The sequence below is a fragment of the Paenalcaligenes niemegkensis genome (assembly GCF_022230885.1).
Taxonomy (GTDB): domain Bacteria; phylum Pseudomonadota; class Gammaproteobacteria; order Burkholderiales; family Burkholderiaceae_B; genus Paenalcaligenes; species Paenalcaligenes niemegkensis.
This window is the reverse complement of sequence record NZ_JAKGCT010000001.1, coordinates 130071-146238: the sequence shown is the minus strand read 5'-3', so window position 1 is coordinate 146238 and position 16168 is coordinate 130071. Positions and strand designations below refer to the sequence as shown.

14 protein-coding genes and 2 pseudogenes are annotated in these 16168 nt (G+C 52.3%); 11 read left to right on the top strand and 5 right to left on the bottom strand.

Annotated elements, in window-relative coordinates; translation table 11 throughout:
* Window positions 1-52 precede the first annotated feature (52 nt).
* On the top strand, window positions 53-2536 hold the full coding sequence (locus tag L1889_RS00710; RefSeq protein WP_238663446.1) for a bifunctional acetate--CoA ligase family protein/GNAT family N-acetyltransferase: 2484 nt from the start codon (window positions 53-55) through the stop codon (window positions 2534-2536).
* A 66-nt stretch (window positions 2537-2602) separates the two neighbouring features.
* Here the strand turns inward: L1889_RS00710 and L1889_RS00705 are convergent, their stop codons facing one another.
* Both L1889_RS00705 and yjgA read right to left on the bottom strand, forming a co-directional pair.
* Window positions 2603-3274 (bottom strand): alpha/beta hydrolase, encoded by a 672-nt coding sequence (locus L1889_RS00705; RefSeq protein WP_238663445.1) that lies wholly within the window; start codon window positions 3272-3274, stop codon window positions 2603-2605.
* Window positions 3275-3285: 11 nt separating this feature from the next.
* The gene (yjgA, locus tag L1889_RS00700; protein WP_238663444.1) at window positions 3286-3819 is read right to left on the bottom strand and encodes a ribosome biogenesis factor YjgA; all 534 of its coding nucleotides are present in this window, start codon (window positions 3817-3819) and stop codon (window positions 3286-3288) included.
* Window positions 3820-3881: 62 nt separating this feature from the next.
* On the opposite strand from yjgA, the pseudogene pmbA reads away from it, so the two are divergent.
* From pmbA to erpA, 7 genes and pseudogenes are all read left to right on the top strand, one after another.
* Window positions 3882-5248 (top strand): annotated as a pseudogene (gene pmbA / locus L1889_RS00695) (metalloprotease PmbA).
* Between the two features lie 137 nt (window positions 5249-5385).
* Window positions 5386-6489: a TRAP transporter substrate-binding protein gene (locus L1889_RS00690; RefSeq protein WP_238663443.1), complete on the top strand. Its 1104-nt coding sequence runs from the start codon at window positions 5386-5388 to the stop codon at window positions 6487-6489.
* 230 nt (window positions 6490-6719) lie between these two features.
* Window positions 6720-7148, top strand: a complete 429-nt coding sequence (rplM, locus tag L1889_RS00685) for a 50S ribosomal protein L13 (RefSeq protein ID WP_238663442.1) — start codon at window positions 6720-6722, stop codon at window positions 7146-7148.
* A gap of 9 nt (window positions 7149-7157) precedes the next feature.
* Window positions 7158-7550 carry a 30S ribosomal protein S9 gene (gene rpsI, locus L1889_RS00680; protein ID WP_238663441.1) on the top strand — a complete coding sequence of 131 codons (393 nt, stop codon included), beginning with the start codon at window positions 7158-7160 and terminating at the stop codon, window positions 7548-7550.
* A gap of 166 nt (window positions 7551-7716) precedes the next feature.
* Complete coding sequence (gene argC, locus L1889_RS00675; protein WP_238663440.1) at window positions 7717-8781, top strand: N-acetyl-gamma-glutamyl-phosphate reductase; 1065 nt, start codon at window positions 7717-7719, stop codon at window positions 8779-8781.
* A 56-nt stretch (window positions 8782-8837) separates the two neighbouring features.
* The gene (locus tag L1889_RS00670; protein WP_238663439.1) at window positions 8838-9575 is read left to right on the top strand and encodes a DUF6776 family protein; all 738 of its coding nucleotides are present in this window, start codon (window positions 8838-8840) and stop codon (window positions 9573-9575) included.
* A gap of 59 nt (window positions 9576-9634) precedes the next feature.
* Window positions 9635-10003: an iron-sulfur cluster insertion protein ErpA gene (gene erpA / locus L1889_RS00665; protein WP_238663438.1), complete on the top strand. Its 369-nt coding sequence runs from the start codon at window positions 9635-9637 to the stop codon at window positions 10001-10003.
* Between the two features lie 50 nt (window positions 10004-10053).
* On the opposite strand, the gene L1889_RS00660 is transcribed toward erpA, so the two are convergent.
* From L1889_RS00660 to L1889_RS18980, 3 genes are read right to left on the bottom strand one after another with little or no spacing between them, the layout of a single operon-like run.
* Complete coding sequence (locus L1889_RS00660; RefSeq protein ID WP_238663437.1) at window positions 10054-11154, bottom strand: anhydro-N-acetylmuramic acid kinase; 1101 nt, start codon at window positions 11152-11154, stop codon at window positions 10054-10056.
* Window positions 11155-11201: 47 nt separating this feature from the next.
* Window positions 11202-12116: a M23 family metallopeptidase gene (locus tag L1889_RS18650; RefSeq protein ID WP_238663436.1), complete on the bottom strand. Its 915-nt coding sequence runs from the start codon at window positions 12114-12116 to the stop codon at window positions 11202-11204.
* Entirely contained in the window at window positions 12023-12577 is a 555-nt protein-coding gene (locus tag L1889_RS18980; protein ID WP_238663435.1) for a hypothetical protein, read from the bottom strand. The genes L1889_RS18650 and L1889_RS18980 overlap by 94 nt, the downstream gene beginning before the upstream one ends.
* Before the next feature lie 261 nt (window positions 12578-12838).
* On the opposite strand from L1889_RS18980, the pseudogene tyrS reads away from it, so the two are divergent.
* The 3 genes and pseudogenes from tyrS to glyA all read left to right on the top strand — a co-directional run.
* Window positions 12839-14059 (top strand): annotated as a pseudogene (tyrS, locus tag L1889_RS00645) (tyrosine--tRNA ligase); the annotation flags it as partial.
* Window positions 14060-14073: 14 nt separating this feature from the next.
* Window positions 14074-14709 (top strand): YbhB/YbcL family Raf kinase inhibitor-like protein, encoded by a 636-nt coding sequence (locus L1889_RS00640; RefSeq protein WP_238663434.1) that lies wholly within the window; start codon window positions 14074-14076, stop codon window positions 14707-14709.
* Between the two features lie 177 nt (window positions 14710-14886).
* Window positions 14887-16131, top strand: coding sequence for a serine hydroxymethyltransferase (glyA, locus tag L1889_RS00635; RefSeq protein WP_238663433.1), 1245 nt, complete (start codon window positions 14887-14889; stop codon window positions 16129-16131).
* The last annotated feature ends 37 nt before the right edge of the window (window positions 16132-16168 follow it).

Below are 16168 nucleotides of genomic sequence, written 5' to 3'. Positions count from 1 at the left end.
GTAAACAGAGTCTGGTTTTTTCTGTTGTTGTTTTTCTTTTTGGGGGAAGTAAATGCCCACATTACGCCATCGCTTATCCGCTTTTTTCGAGCCAAGATCATTAGTGGTGATCGCCGATCGCGAAATGCCCCAGGTCGCTCATGGGTCTTCTCCACTCGTTACCCGTTCGGCTCTTTTCAGGATAAGGCGCCATGATCCGGTGCGCTTTGCTCCGGCTTTGGCTTTTCTTGAAGAGGGGCAGCGGCTGGATCTGGCCATCGTATGTGTGGAACAGGCAACGCTGCCGGCAGTGCTAAAGCAATTAAGTCAGTGGCGTCCTCGAGGAGTGTTGCTCCTGGCATCCGGTGAGGGGGCTGAGCATGAAGCGCAGGCCGGCATGCTGGCGAGGTCTTGGGCTACAGAACATCAGTGTTATGTAATCGGCCCCAGCGCCTTTGGTATACAACGGCCGGGCCTGGGGCTAAATGCCAGTTTAACTTCATCGTTAAGCGCTAAAGGTAAGGTGGCCCTGCTTTCCCAGTCTCGAACCCTAAGCGGTGCGGTACTCGACTGGGCTGACGACATTGGAATGGGTTTCTCTACTATTGTGTCCCTGGGGGTTGAGGCTGACATTGAGCTGGCCGATGCACTGGGCTTCTTTGCGGTTGATGGCAATACGGACAGTATCGCCATCATTGCAGCCGATACCTTGTCTGCACGTAAATTAAGCAGTGCTTTGCATGCGGCTTCTGCAGTGAAGCCAGTCGTGATATTGACGCTGGACTCTATAGAAGGCGATAAGTCGCCTGCCAGAAGTGCGGTTTTCGATGCCCTGATGCGGCGAGTCGGTGCTGTGCGCATACGCTACTTCGTGCAATTGTTTTCTGCTCTGAAAGTGCTGGTGTATGCCCGCCGTCCCAAAGGGCCTCGCGTGGCACTTATCAGCAACGGAGATGGCGCAGCGGCGCTTGCAGCCGAGGTGGTGCGCCGCGGCAATGCGGCACGTCTGGCGAGCTGGAACATACGCACTACAGGAGCCCTGGAGCAATGCACGCTGCCTGGTGATCGGCTGAAAAATCCCCTTGTTACCTATGCCTCGCTGAACGGCGAACGTTTACGGCAGATGTTGATAGCGGTTGAAGCCGACGACGGCGTAGACGGCATATTGGTGCTGCTGGCACCTGATCCATTGTCCGATTTGGTATCTGCCGCACATGTACTGGCCGAAATGACACAGAAAATTCGCAAGCCAGTGATTAGCTGCCTGATGGGCGAGAGTACGATGCGGCCATTGCGACACCATCTTGACAGCGCGGGTGTTCCCGCGTTTCGTACGCCTGACACGGCAGCAAATGCCTTTGACCTGCTTGCCTCTTACCATTACAACCAAGAGGTCGCACGGCAGGTATTGCCTCCTGAGCCATTAAACAGTGCGCCTCAGCTAGAGGCTGCAAGGCAACTGGTCCAGCAAGTCATCCGGTCGGGCAGACAGTGTTTGAACGTAGAGGAAGTACAACACTTGCTGTCTTGTTTTTATATTCCAATTTCGATTTTACGTGCTGAAGAGTATGAGCGCGAACAGCAATCAGCTGAGTTGAGTCCCTTGTCGATCCGTATTCGCCAGCATAGCGATGTGGGGCCGTACCTGAGCCTTAGCCCTGGTGGGATAGAGGCGGGTGCTGCAGCGAATTACCGTAACGTCGAGCTTCCACCCCTGAACCGGGTGTTGGCGCGCCAGCTACTGGAGCGTTGCCCTGGCTGGGACGCAGTCTATGGGAAGCAGGCCACGCCCATGGTTATCGAAGCACTAAAAGATAGCATCGAGCGTCTCTCAGAGATGGTCTGCGAGATCCCGGAGCTCAGGTCGGTGATTATCGATCCCCTGATTGCCGATGGCTCTATGTTATTCAGCCATTCTGTACAGGTGGGGCTGGCCGACACGTCATCGGCGAAGCTGCCTCAGTCTACAGGCTATGCGCATTTGGCCATTCATCCCTATCCGCGTTATTTAGTGCAGGACATGGAGGATATCAACGGTGTTGCGTGGCAAATGCGGCCCATTCGACCCGAAGACGCAGGCGCTTTACAAGACTTTGTCAGGGCATTGTCCTCCGAATCTCGATACATGCGTTTTGTATCTATGATGCGAGAGCTAACTCCGCAAATGTTGTCAAGATATACGCGAATTGACTACGATCGGGAGCTGGCACTTGTGGCCGTGGTAAAGACACCGAACCCGGCTGATCGGGGACGCCTACACGATGAGGTGGTTGGTTTCGCTCATTATCTGCGTAATGTCGATGGCCTGGGAGCCGAATACGCATTGGTGATTGCAGATGCCTGGCAGCGTCAGGGCCTGGGGACCAGGCTGATGGCGGGTCTAGTTGCCGCCGCCAGGCGTCAGGGCCTGCACTATATTGATGGCTATGTGCTGGCCGATAATCGGGCCATGCTTAAGCTGCTGCAAAGGCTGTTGTTTACCGTGGAGCCTGACCAGGAAGACCCTGGTCTGCGTCGTGTCTGGCTACGGTTGCGTCAGGAGACTCCTGATCATTAGCAAAATGGACAAATGCCACTTCTCTGCAAGTGGCCATCGTTAATCAGGCAGCCAAGCGGCTATGGGCTACTTCACCAGTATCTTTTTCAGAAACGCTGAAAGATCTGCAATTTCGTCTGCGCATACCGCATGGGGCATAGGGTAGGTATGCCATTCAATGTTATAGCCTAGTTCGCTAAGTACTTGTTTTGAGTCTTCGGCACGAGCCAGAGGTACCACAGGGTCGTGGGTTCCATGGGCCATGAATATAGGCGTGTCCTGGTTGGCTTTGTGCCGCTCTTTTTCGCTTTTATCAGCCAGAGGCAAATAGCCCGATAGACAAACCATGCCGGCAAGGGACTCCTCAAGGCGTAGCCCGGTCTGCAGCGTCATCGCGCAACCTTGTGAGAAGCCCGCCAGCACAATACGTTCAGTAGGAATGTCACGTGCATTTTCACGGGCAATCAAGTCTTGAACTGCCAGCTGTGAAGCCCGCAGGCCACTTTCGTCTTCGTGTCTGACCAGATCGGCGACGTAAATGTCATACCATGAGCGCATAGCCATGCCCCCGTTGATGGTCACCGCCTGCACAGGGGCATGAGGAAAGACAAAACGAACGGCAGTGGTGCGTGGCAAGCCAAGCTCTGGGACAATAGGAGCAAAGTCATTACCATCTGCCCCGAGTCCGTGTAGCCAAATAACTGAAAACTCGGGATTTGGCGCGGTTTCTATTTCAATGCACTCAAGTAGCGGGTTCATGAATACTCCGGTTAAGCAACAATGGTTTTAATAGCTTGAAAAAGACTTCGGAAATGTTTGCGTGATGGCTCGCGGCCTTCAGGAAGAGCCTCGTTTTGTTTTGCTTCGCGGCGAGCTGAGCGCACCAAAGTACGAAACTCTTGCACGTTGGCCTGACCGTAGGTGTCGAAAAACTCGGTTAAGGCTTCGTCGTCACGTATCAGTAAATCACGCAAGGCCTCAACACGGTGCATAGCCCGGGCCTGTTCTTTAGAGCCGTTTTCCCATAAGTCGAGTTGCTTGCGAATGGCGTCTGCATCTTCGTTACGCAGCAGCTTGCCCACGTAATGGATTTGGCGGCGCTTGCCTTCACGGGCATTGATATGCTGAGCATCTTTGATGGCAGAGTGTAGTTTGTCTTCAAATTTCAGTTGGCGTAGCTTGTCATCTGATAAGTCGATGAGCTGCTTCCCTAAGTCGACCAAAGCGAGCATGTCGCGCTTCACTTGAGACTTGCTAGGGCCAAAATAGCCGTTTTCATCGGGTTCTAAATTAAGATCGGACATAAAAAGAATAAAAAGATTGTCGCCAATTAGCTATCATAACCGCCTAACCTTAAAGAGTATCAATGAGCGAATCATCCATTTCTAATTTGCCGATCTCGGAAAACCAGTTTCGTTTCTGCGAATTGGTCGACGACGCATTACGGCATGCAAAAAACTCGGGGCCTCAGATGCGACAGTTGAAGTATCTGAAAGCCGTGGACTATCGGTATCGGTGCGAAACCTGGATTTAGAAACCGTCGAGCAAACCCGTGACCGCGGTTTGGCAATTACAGTGTTCGATGGCTTAAGGCGGGGCTCGGCCTCGACCTCTGATTTTGCCGCTAAGGCGCTAGAGGAAACGGTGGCTGCGGCATGGCACATCGCTAAACATACAGCAGAGGATTCCGCCGCGGGCTTGGCAGAGCCCGATCAGTTTGCGTTGGACTACCCAGATTTACAGCTTTATCACCCGTGGCAGTTAAGTGCGGAGCATGCTCAGCGCCTTGCACTGCGCGCGGAGCATGCAGCACTAGAATACAGTGCATTAATTGCGAACAGTGAAGGAGCTTCGGTTGATAGTTCAGAAGGGCACTTTGTGTTGGGAAATAGCCGCGGTTTTCTCGGTGGTTACCCCTACAGTCGCCATTCCATATCGGTATCGCCGATTGCGGGTGCTGGTGAAGCCATGCAGCGTGATTACTGGTACTCCGCTTCCCGCAATGCTTCACGCCTGGCCGCCCCAGAGACCATAGGAGCTTATGCTGCAAAAAGAACGCTGGCCAGGCTGTCGGCTCGCCGTATTAAAACCGGTAACTATCCCGTTTTATTTGAAGCACCGCTGGCTGTAGGGCTGCTAGGATCCTTGGTGCAAGCCACCAGCGGCGGATCGCTATATCGTAAAAGTTCGTTTTTGCTGGACAGCCTGGGTAAAAAGGTCCTGGCTGACCATCTGAGCGTACTGGAAGATCCTTACGTCATTGCCGCAATGGGCAGTGCCCCCTTTGACAGCGAAGGGGTGCGTACTCAGCCCCGCACAGTGGTGGATAACGGTACCTTGCAAGGTTACTTCCTGTCCACATACACGGCGCGCAAGCTGGGAATGAGCACCACGGGCAACGCAGGCGGATCGCATAACCTAAAACTGATATCCAGGCAGACTCGTCCTGAGGATGACTTCGAGGCGATGTTGCGCAAGCTGGGTACCGGGCTGCTGGTAACAGAGCTTATAGGTCAAGGGGTCAACTATGTCACGGGCGATTACTCCCGAGGCGCTTTTGGTTACTGGGTCGAGAATGGTGAGATTCAGCATGCTGTGGAAGAAATCACTATTGCCGGCAACCTGTCGCAGATGTTCAGGGACATCGTTGCCATCGGGGCAGACTCACTTAATAGGGGCTCTAAGTCTACGGGTTCGATACTCATCGAGAAAATGGCTATCGCAGGCGGCTAATGTTTTCCCGTAGGCGCAAACTAAGCGCCTGAACATAGGTTTATCCTGATTACAGCTTGTAGTAACTCGGTGTATTATCCAGCATCGGTCGCCGTTGCAGGCGCAGGCTATTAAGAACCCCAAGGAGATTCAGTATTATGGAGCGTCGCTCATTCTTGAAAAAGGCGGGTATCGGGGCCGTGGCAGGCACAGCCGCCTTTGCGGCTCCCGCCATTGCGGAAAGTAACCCGAAAATCAACTGGAAAATGACATCAACCTACGGGCCGTCCTTACCAGCGCTATTTGGTACGGCCCAGCTATTCGTGAAAATGGTTGAAGAAGCCACCGGCGGAAATTTCTCAATTCGTCTTTATCCAGCTGGTGAGATTGTTCCGGGCTTTGAGGTTATGGACGCCGTGGGTAACGGTACGGTCGAGGCTGGCCAGACAGCTTCCTATTACTTTTACGGTAAAGATCCCTCCTTCAGCTTTGATACTGCAGTGCCATTTGGTTTGAATGCCCGCCAGCTTGATGCCTGGATGTTCGAAGGCGATGGCCTGACGCTCATGCGCGAACTCTTTGCTACGCGTAATATTGTTAACTTTCCTTTTGGTAATACAGGCACACAAATGGGTGGCTGGTACCGTAAGGAAATTAACTCCATTGAAGACCTGAAGGGCCTGAAAATGCGCACTGCGGGTTTCGCAGGCGAAGTTCTTGCACGTCTGGGCGTAGTACCTCAGCAAGTTCCCCCAGGTGATATCTACCCATCTCTCGAAAAAGGCACCTTGGACGCGGTCGAATTCGTGGGTCCGGTCGATGACGAAAAGCTGGGTTTTCATAAGGTCGCCAAGTACTATTACTACCCCGGATGGTGGGAAGGATCAGCTCAGGTTTCGCTCTACATTAACGACGAAGCGTTCGCCAGCTTGCCTCCGCAGTATCAGGCGGTGGTGGCAACGTGTGCCCGCGCAGCCAGCAATAAAATGCTCACCATGTACGATTCACAAAGCCCGGCAGCCTTACGTCGGCTGATGGCAGCAGGAGCCGTGCTAAAAGCCTTCCCCCGCGACGTTATGGATGCCTCTTTCGAAGCGTCCAACCAGCTCTACAAAGAGTTTTGCGACAAAGATCCGATGTTCAAGAAAATTCATGATAACTACATGGGTTTTCGTGACGAAGTTGTACCTTGGTTCCGTGTGGCTGAAGGCTCCTTCGACAACTACATAGGCTTGGCCCTGGCTAACCGCCGCCGATCCTAAGCTGTTGCGATAAAACCCCTGCGTATCATTGCGTTGGGGTTTTTTGTCGCCAGTAGATTATTAACGTGTTAGAATTATCCGGTTTTAGCCACCACATATATTTTCTCTCAACATATGTTTTTAGCAACGTCTGTTGTTAGCACGGGCGATTAATAACGTCTTGGCTAGGGTGGCTGGATGCATAACCATGCACCATCGTGGTGCAGGTGTTTTTATTACTAGGAACCATCATGAAGACCTTTGTGGCCAAGCCGCATGAAGTCCGGCGTGAGTGGTTTGTGATCGATGCCAAGGACAAAGTCCTGGGTCGTGTGGCCAGCGAAGTCGCACGTCGCCTGCGTGGCAAGCACAAACCTGAATTCACTCCGCACGTTGATACCGGCGATTACATTATCATTATCAACGCTGCTGACATTCGCGTCACGGGCAATAAAACCCAAGACAAAAAATACTACCGCCATACTGGCTATGTTGGTGGTATTCGCGAAATCAACTTTGAGCGCATGCAAGAGCGCTTCCCTGGCCGTGCTATCGAGAAAGCCGTAAAAGGCATGCTGCCTAAGGGTCCTCTGGGTTATGCCATGGCCAAGAAACTCAAGGTTTATGCTGGCGCCGAGCATCCTCACTCTGCACAACAGCCCAAACCGCTGGATATCTAAGGACAGCTCATGATCGGTAATTGGAATTACGGTACCGGACGACGCAAATCGTCGGTCGCCCGTGTATTTATTAAAAAAGGTACAGGCGCCATCGTTGTTAATGGCAAGCCTGTTGATGAGTACTTTGCTCGTGAAACTGGCCGCATGATTGTGCGTCAGCCGCTGACACTAACTGAGCACCTCGAGTCCTTTGACATTAAAGTCAACGTTCACGGTGGTGGCGAAAGTGGTCAGGCTGGTGCTGTTCGTCACGGCATCACACGTGCTTTGATCGACTTTGACGAAACACTGAAATCAGCGTTGAAACAAGCTGGTCTGGTGACTCGCGATGCTCGTGAAGTTGAACGTAAGAAAGTGGGCTTCCACAAAGCTCGCCGTCGTAAACAGTTCAGCAAGCGCTAATACTGTTGGGGTGGCGCTGGTCGCCATTCAACGACGCAAAACCCCGGCCCCGCCGGGGTTTTGTCGTATGGGCGTAGTGCTACGTTAAACTTATCCCTCTCTACGCCTCGGCTTTTTTATTTGTTGCATAATATGTGCATACGGTTTGCACAAATGGGGACTCAACATGGCTACAACGGTTTCAGAACCAATCAAAATTGGTATTGTGGGTGCTACAGGTTATACGGGGGTTGAGCTATTGCGACTGTTATCGCAGCATCCCAACGCACAGGTGGTTGCGGTGACTTCCCGTCAGGAAAGCGGCATGCCGGTAGCCGATATGTTTCCGAATTTACGGGGGCACATCGATGTTGTGTTTCAGGCTCCTGACGAAGCCAGCCTAGAGAGCTGCGATGTAGTGTTTTTCGCAACTCCACATGGCGTTGCCATGAACGCAGCCGAAAACTTATTGCAGCACGGCGTTAAAATAATCGATCTGGCTGCTGACTTTCGTATGCAAGATACCGATGTTTTTCAAAAGTGGTACAAAATGCCACACGTCTGCCCCGATATCTTGCGCAACTCAGTGTATGGGCTGGTCGAGTTAAATCGTGAAAAAATTCGCAAAGCAAAAGTAGTGGGTAATCCGGGCTGCTATCCAGTTACCGTCATTACCGGGTTGCTGCCGCTTCTTGAAGGCGGTAAAAAGCTTATTGATACCAGCCATATTATTGCTGACTGCAAATCCGGGGTGTCAGGTGCAGGCCGTACGGCATCGCAATCAATTTTGTTTTCCGAGTCCAGCGATAACTTCCGTGCTTATGGGGTCGGGGGGCATCGTCATCTTCCTGAAATCAGCGAACATCTGACCACTATTCATGGCGCACCGGTTGGCCTGACGTTCGTACCGCATCTGGTCCCCATGATTCGCGGAATGTTTTCCACAATTTACGCGCGCATTGCACCTGATGCCCTCGACACAGATTTCCAGGCGCTTTTCGAAGAGCGTTATGCCGACGAATATTTCATCGATGTTTTGCCTGCAGGTGTGCTGCCTGAAACGCGCTCGGTACGCGCTACCAACACCGTACGTATTGCTGTGCAAAGGCCAGGTGACGGAGACCAGTTGGTCATTCTGGTTGTTCAGGATAATCTGGTTAAAGGGGCTGCGGGTCAAGCGGTACAAAATATGAACCTTATGTTCGGCCTGCCCGAGAACACCGGCTTGCAGCATATCGCTATCGTTCCCTAAGCTCATATTTAAGCAAGCAACGGGAACTCAGCGACCCGGGCACGGTCAGATAAGCAATGAAGCATTCTCCCGACTCCTCCGCATCAGCTGTGCGCGCATCGCCAATGCGCGGCATGGCTGCTTTGGCGGCTCTTATCGTGGGGCTGGCCGTGGGGGCAGGGTGTACGTGGCTGTTTACGGCAACTTCAACGACTGCGCCTGCTTATCCCTACGAAGAAATTCAGCAGCTCAACGAGCGCTTGTTAACCGAGCAGGCTGAAAGTGATACCTTGCGTGGTCAGCTTGTTATAGAACAAAGTACCATCAAGGGTCTGGAAGTCAGCCTTCAGCAAGGGCAAGCTGAAATTGGCCGACTGCAAGAGCAATTGGCTTTTTTCGAGAAACTGTTGCCCCCAGGCCCACAAGGCTCCATAAGTATTAGGGCCTTCGATGCAGAAGTCGTTGGGCATCTGTTACGCTATAGACTACTATTGCAACGTAATGCTGCGGGCAACAACCTTTTTGAAGGTGCGCTTTCATTTACTGCGCAGGGCATGCAAGACGGTAAGGCTACAACCTTAACGCTGCAGGCAGCAACTCGAATCCCAGACGAAGCCGATACTGTCAGTCCTGCGCTAAATGGCGATATCTCCGTAGAAGGTGAAAGCAGTTTCCAGCTGAGTTTCGAACAATTCAATCGTAGTGCGGGGTGGTTAGCCATTCCCGAAAACTTTATTCCACAGTCGCTTAGCGTTCATATTCAAGAGGGTAATACCTTGCGTGTTTCGCGGAAAATCGACATTACACCTCCGTAAGCGACAAGTGGTTGTTAAAGGCTTAAAATAGTTGCAGTGTTTCACTGCTGGAGTATCTTATGAGCACCCTGACCCAATCTGTTGATCTTCAAGCCCCTCCTGCACCATTGTTATTCAGCGATGCAGCAGTCGAGAAGGTTCGCGATTTATTATTAGAAGAAGGTAATCCCGATTTGAAACTGCGGGTATTTGTCCAAGGTGGCGGATGCTCGGGTTTTCAGTACGGCTTTACCTTTGACGATGTCGTCAACGACGATGACACGACCATCGATAAAAGCGGGGTTCATCTTCTGGTTGACCCCATGAGCTTTCAATATTTGGTAGGCGCAGAAATCGACTATAAAGACGACCTCGACGGTGCACAGTTTGTCATTCGCAACCCGAATGCCAGCACCACATGTGGCTGCGGATCCTCTTTTACGGTTTAAGCAAGGCTATAGCTGCATAGCAAGGCTGCTGATGTAGGCTCTTGCTGTTTTTAGGCAGGGTAGCAGGCACCAAGAATCGACGCATGGCGAGCCCCGGTAATTTCTGGGGTACTCGCCTTTATGCGTTTTACATGAGCGTAAGCTAGCCACGCAAAAGCCAGGGCTTCTACCTCTTGTGGGGCGACACCTACCGTTTGGGTGCTGCGTACGGGTATGCCCAGCTCTTTTTCCAGGCCTTGCATCAGGGCTGCATTCAGGGCTCCGCCGCCGCATACCAGCATGTCGGCCGTCTCCGGAGCGTAATCCGCCATTGCACGGGCAATACTGTGTACCGTCAGAGCGAGCAAGGTGGCCTGTACATCCTGCGGGCTGGCGCCTTTAGCATGGGAATCAAGTTTTTGATGTAGCCATGAAGCATTGAATAAGTCTCGGCCGGTGGATTTTGGCGGTGGCAGTGCAAACCAGCGTTCTGACAGAAGTGCTTCGAGGAGCTTAGGTAATACCTCGCCGCCGGAAGCCCATTCTCCGTTGCTATCGTAATTTTTGCCCAAATGCCTCTGAGCCCAATAATCCATGAGCATATTCGCGGGGCCTGTATCAAAACCCTGTAAAGGGCCGACGGGGTCGAGCACGCTGATATTGGCAATGCCGCCCAGGTTTAAGATGACCCGCGCATGCCTTGAGCTGAAAAGGCCTTTGTGGACAAAGGGAACCAAAGGGGCTCCCTGTCCGCCGGCAGCAAGGTCACGACTACGAAAGTCAGCGATAACATCGATGCCGGTACGTTCGGCCAATAGGGCAGGAGCGTTTAATTGAACGGTGTAGCCTAGCCTGGGGTTATGTCGCACCGTTTGTCCGTGCGCACCGATGGCACGGACTTCACTGGCCGGTAGCTGGCACTGCCGAAGCAAGAAGTTGCAGGCATCAGCATAAAGCTCAGCTAGTTCGTTGGCGGCAAGGTAGGCGGATTCAAGCTCGTTGTTTGCCGGCGAATTAAGAGCCAGGAAGCGTGTGCGCAATGAGCCTGGCATAGGAATGGCCAGCGCGCCCAGTACCACCGGGCGTTCAGGTTGCGCAAAGCTTGCCAGTACGGCGTCGGCCCCGTCAGTGCTGGTGCCGGACATCAGGCCTATGTATAAGTCTTTATCCATGTCGCCAAGGGAAAATGCCGCGCTGTTGCACGGCATTTAGTGATTTATTACTGACTGGATGCCAACAGGGCACGGTCTTGATAGCCTTCCAGCAAGGCCAGCTGTGCTTTGTACTGAGCCGCTTCGGCATTGAAGGCCTGCTGCTGTGAAGGATCAAGTACGCGTGCGACCGGAAGATCTACAGATAACGGATCTATAGGCTTGCCTGCCACACGGAACTCGTAATGCAGGTGGGGGCCGGTGGCCCAGCCGGTAGAGCCCACATAACCGATAAGCTGACCTTGCTCTACGCGATCACCTTTGCGCAAACCTTTGGCGATACGGCTTTGATGGGCATACAAGGTAGAGTAGCTGCCGTGATGCTTCAAGATAACGGTGTTACCGTATCCGCGCTGGGAGCCTGCAAACTCGACTACGCCATCAGCTGTTGCATGAATGGGCGTACCGGTAGGGGCTGCGTAATCAACCCCATTGTGATTGCGCCAGTTGCCGTGTATGGGATGGCGCCGAGATCCAAAGGTTGAGCTGATTCGGGTAAATTTCAAAGCCGTGCGCAGAAAGGCGCCTTGCAGGCTTTTGCCCTCGAAATCGTAATAGCTTCCACCGCTTTTATTGCCTGAGTTCTTGAACCAGAGAGCCTCGTGGGTTTTGCCCTGGTTTTCGAATTCGAGAGCTAACAAGCGGCCTGAGCCGATTTGCTGACCATCTTGATTGTAGGTCTCGTAGATTACCCGTAGACGGTCGCCTTTGCGCAGGTCTTTCATGAAGTCGACTTTGCTGCTCAGGACTTCAGGAATCTGCAGGGCGATACCGTCAGGAATGCCGGCAGCGTCAGTTGCACCAAATAATGAAGAGCTGATTTCAGCTTCTACCATTTGTACGTGTGCAGTGGCCGCAACATAATCTTCTGTGGCGGTGAATGAGCCTGCGCCGTCAGGACGAATCTCGAGCCAGCGAGACACGGGTTTGCCATCGAGAGAATCCGAGGGGTGTGGTGATAGCGTAACCATTGCAATTGGTTGTTATTATCAAGCGCGGCTTGTATGGCTCGTCCGGGATACAGCTTGTAGATCGATCTGGCGTCTTTATGATGGGTCAGAAACTGTTGCAGGCCTGCTTCATCAATATTAAGACGCTGCAATAACGCTGCCAGAGTGTCTCCGCGGCGAATTCGGGTTTCGCTGATAAAGGGCTCTGAAAACGAATTACTGAGATCGTCAAACGAATGGGGGAGGTCGAGCGTGGTGCGGGCCTGGAAAATAACGGGTTCATTGCTGACAGCAGGAAGCTTGACTGCGACGGCAGCAGCGCCTGCAAACAAACCGAGAGCAACAAAAAGTAAACCTTTTTGCGCGAGGCGTGCTGCTCTGTTGGTGGTTAGCTGGGGGGCGGATGGGGAGCCGATGATCCCTTTATTAAGCATGTAACCAAAACCTAGATGTGCGTTCCGTTCGGCAAATGCTTTGCCCTACGGGGCTTATTCCGAAGCAACGCGGAGCTATAAAATGAAAGCAGAACGGGACAGCTCTCGTGCTAGAGACGTTTATCGTTCTGTTAAGATATTGCGGGATTGAAGCAAACTTGTTCTACCTGCGTGCAAGTTAGTCAATCGCACGTTATCCTATCGCATTCAGCGCGATTTATCGAGCATTTTCGAGAAATAGTTTTTTAGGCCAATCATGTCTACCCCCAAGCCCCGACCACTCCAGAAGTTCAAGCTGCACTCGATGTTGCCAAGCGTGGCTGCGACGAGCTTATCGTCGAGTCCGAATTCACCAGAAAGCTGGCACGTAGCCAAGCCACCGGCGAGCCACTGCGCATTAAGCTGGGGCTGGATCCAACGGCACCTGATATACACCTGGGCCATACGGTGGTTTTGAACAAGATGCGCCAGCTTCAAGATTTAGGGCACACGGTCATCTTTTTAATTGGCGACTTTACCTCGACTATTGGTGACCCCAGCGGCCGCAACAATACCCGTCCGCCTCTGACGCCCGAACAGGTTAAGATCAACTCTCAGACCTACTACGAGCAAGCCAGCCTGGTGCTGGATCAATCCAGAACCGAAGTGCGCTATAACTCTGAGTGGTGTGACCAGCTGGGCTCGCGAGGAATGATTCAGCTTGCATCCCGCTATACCGTAGCCCGCATGATGGAGCGAGACGATTTTACCAAGCGTTTTACCTCGCATACGCCTATTTCAGTACACGAGTTCTTATACCCCTTATTGCAGGGCTACGATTCAGTTCAGCTAAAGGCCGATCTTGAACTCGGGGGCACAGACCAGAAATTTAACTTGCTGGTTGGCCGCGAATTGCAAAAAGAATACGGACAAGAGCAGCAATGTATCTTGACTATGCCCTTGCTGGTGGGTTTAGATGGGGTAGAGAAAATGTCCAAGTCCAAGGGCAACTACATAGGTATTACTGAAAGCCCTGACTCCATGTTCGGTAAGCTCATGTCGATTTCAGACACCCTGATGTGGAGCTACTACGAATTATTGTCATTTAAAACGATGGCACAAATTCAAGAGCATCGTGCAAGCGTCGAGCAGGGCGCAAATCCGCGTGATATCAAGGTCGCGCTAGCCCAGGAAATTATCACGCGCTTTCACTCTGCGGCAGCAGCAGAACAAGCTTTGCATAACTTCGAGGCGCGCTTTCGCCACGGCGAAATTCCCGTCGATATTCCCGAGGTGGTAATAGCAGAAAGCCCAATTGCCATTGTTAAATTGTTACGTGAAGCAGGACTCGTATCGTCGGGCAGTGAAGCGCATCGTAATATTGAGCAGGGCGGTGTCCGTCTTGACGGTACTCGTATCGAAGACAAAGCATTGCAGGTGCAATCAGGAACTTACGTTTTGCAAGTGGGCAAACGCCGCTTTGCCCGAGTCATCATCCACTGATTTCGGAGCTGATCATGAACCTTCGCAGCGACTCTTTTAACGACTTGAGTTCAATCCCCGAGCGGCTCGCTTTTGGTCGAATCGACAAGGCTAATCGCGTGGCGCTGGCAGCAAACTTGAATCCACATTTGAAGTGGTCAGATGTGCCAGAAGGCGTGCGATCGTATGTGGTCTTATGCGTTGATCCTGACGTGCCAACAGTAGGCGACGATGTCAATCAACCGGGACTAGAGGTTTCGGCTGCTTTGGCGCGTTGTGATTTTTATCATTGGGTTCTGGTCGATGTCCCTGCTGACACGACTGAAATACCCGAGGGGGCGTACTCCCATGGCATTACGCCTCGGGGAAAGGCAGGGCCGCTGTCTCTTGACGGTACCCGGCAGGGTTTAAACGATTTCACCACCTTCTTTGCCCAGGATCGTGACATGAATGGCGACTATTTTGGCTATGATGGTCCTTGCCCGCCCTGGAACGATGCCTTGCTGCATCGCTATTATTTCACGGTATATGCTCTGGATATCGACGAGCTGCCCTTGCAGGGGAAGTTCACCGGTGAACAGGTCAAAGAGGCTATGGCGGCGCATATTCTGGCCCAGGCGAGCATCCACGGAAGCTATACTTTGAATCCTCAGCTCGCTCAGCAAAAGTAGTGTCTGCCATAGTATGAGCAACGTTCATATTATTTTAGCTCTCGCCTCAATCTAGTGTTTGTTTTAGGTATTTAAACCCAGTTAATAGCGTAGCTTCTGCCTTTTTGCCACGTTTGCTGTGCTTAAGCGTTAAAATGCTTAACTTCTCTTTGCTTCTTTATTTAGTTAGGATCTCTCATGTTTGACCGCTCACGTACGCTGAATATCGTTGACCCCGATCTGTGGGATGCTATTCAGAAAGAAGACACTCGCCAAGAGCAGCATATCGAGCTCATTGCTTCAGAAAACTACGCTAGTCCTGCAGTGATGCAGGCACAGGGCACGCAGCTTACCAACAAGTATGCCGAAGGTTACCCTGGCCGCCGTTATTATGGCGGTTGCGAGCACGTGGATGTGGTCGAGCAACTGGCCATCGATCGTCTCAAGCAGCTATTTGGCGCGGAAGCCGCTAACGTCCAGCCGAATTCCGGATCACAAGCCAATCAGGGCGTGTATATGGCAGTGCTTAAGCCCGGCGATACCGTGTTGGGTATGAGCCTGGCCGAAGGTGGTCACTTGACGCATGGCTCGCCTGTCAACGCTTCAGGCAAGTTATATAACTTTATTTCTTACGGCCTGGACGAGAACGAAGTCCTTGACTACGATCAGCTTGAAGCTTTGGCCAAAGAGCACAAACCGAAGCTGATCGTCGGTGGCGCCTCGGCCTACTCCTTGCATATTGACTTCGAGCGCATCGCACGTATCGCACACGAAAACGGTGCCTTGTTCATGGTCGATATTGCTCACTACGCTGGCTTGGTTGCCGGTGGTGCCTACCCAAATCCGGTACCACATGCCGACTTCGTTACCTCGACCACACACAAGTCGTTACGTGGTCCTCGTGGCGGCGTCATCATGATGAAAGCCGAACACGAAAAGGCCGTTAATTCGGCTATCTTCCCTGGTATTCAGGGTGGCCCTTTAATGCATGTAATCGCTGCCAAAGCGGTTGCATTTAAAGAAGCTCTTGAGCCCAGCTTTACCCAGTATGCTGAACAAGTTGTAAAAAACGCTGACGCCATGGCGCGAGTCCTGGTTGAGCGTGGCCTGCGTATTGTGTCCGGCAAAACCGAAAGCCACCTTATGCTTGTCGATCTGCGCTCTAAAGGCATTAACGGTAAAGAGGCCGAGCGCGCACTGGGTGAGGCTCATATCACGGTCAATAAAAATGCGATACCTAACGATCCCGAATCGCCTTTTGTTACCAGCGGTATTCGCCTGGGCTCGCCAGCCATGACGACGCGTGGTTTTAAAGAGGCCGAGGCTGAACTCACTGCCAATCTGATTGCCGATGTATTGGACAACCCGTCTGATGCCGCTAATATCGAAGAAGTACGCCGTCGTGTTAACGAGTTAACCGCACGCTTTCCTGTTTACGGTTAAATAGCCGCACTGTGGGGCCCTTAGGGGCCCGGTAAAT

Bases quoted from the DNA above. Each gene is read 5' to 3' on its own strand.
- L1889_RS00710 (WP_238663446.1), top strand. From the start codon at position 53: ATGCCCACATTACGCCATCGCTTATCCGCTTTTTTCGAGCCAAGATCA.
- L1889_RS00705 (WP_238663445.1), bottom strand. From the start codon at position 3,274: ATGAACCCGCTACTTGAGTGCATTGAAATAGAAACCGCGCCAAATCCC.
- yjgA (WP_238663444.1), bottom strand. From the start codon at position 3,819: ATGTCCGATCTTAATTTAGAACCCGATGAAAACGGCTATTTTGGCCCT.
- L1889_RS00690 (WP_238663443.1), top strand. From the start codon at position 5,386: ATGGAGCGTCGCTCATTCTTGAAAAAGGCGGGTATCGGGGCCGTGGCA.
- rplM (WP_238663442.1), top strand. From the start codon at position 6,720: ATGAAGACCTTTGTGGCCAAGCCGCATGAAGTCCGGCGTGAGTGGTTT.
- rpsI (WP_238663441.1), top strand. From the start codon at position 7,158: ATGATCGGTAATTGGAATTACGGTACCGGACGACGCAAATCGTCGGTC.
- argC (WP_238663440.1), top strand. From the start codon at position 7,717: ATGGCTACAACGGTTTCAGAACCAATCAAAATTGGTATTGTGGGTGCT.
- L1889_RS00670 (WP_238663439.1), top strand. From the start codon at position 8,838: ATGAAGCATTCTCCCGACTCCTCCGCATCAGCTGTGCGCGCATCGCCA.
- erpA (WP_238663438.1), top strand. From the start codon at position 9,635: ATGAGCACCCTGACCCAATCTGTTGATCTTCAAGCCCCTCCTGCACCA.
- L1889_RS00660 (WP_238663437.1), bottom strand. From the start codon at position 11,154: ATGGATAAAGACTTATACATAGGCCTGATGTCCGGCACCAGCACTGAC.
- L1889_RS18980 (WP_238663435.1), bottom strand. From the start codon at position 12,577: ATGCTTAATAAAGGGATCATCGGCTCCCCATCCGCCCCCCAGCTAACC.
- L1889_RS00640 (WP_238663434.1), top strand. From the start codon at position 14,074: ATGAACCTTCGCAGCGACTCTTTTAACGACTTGAGTTCAATCCCCGAG.
- glyA (WP_238663433.1), top strand. From the start codon at position 14,887: ATGTTTGACCGCTCACGTACGCTGAATATCGTTGACCCCGATCTGTGG.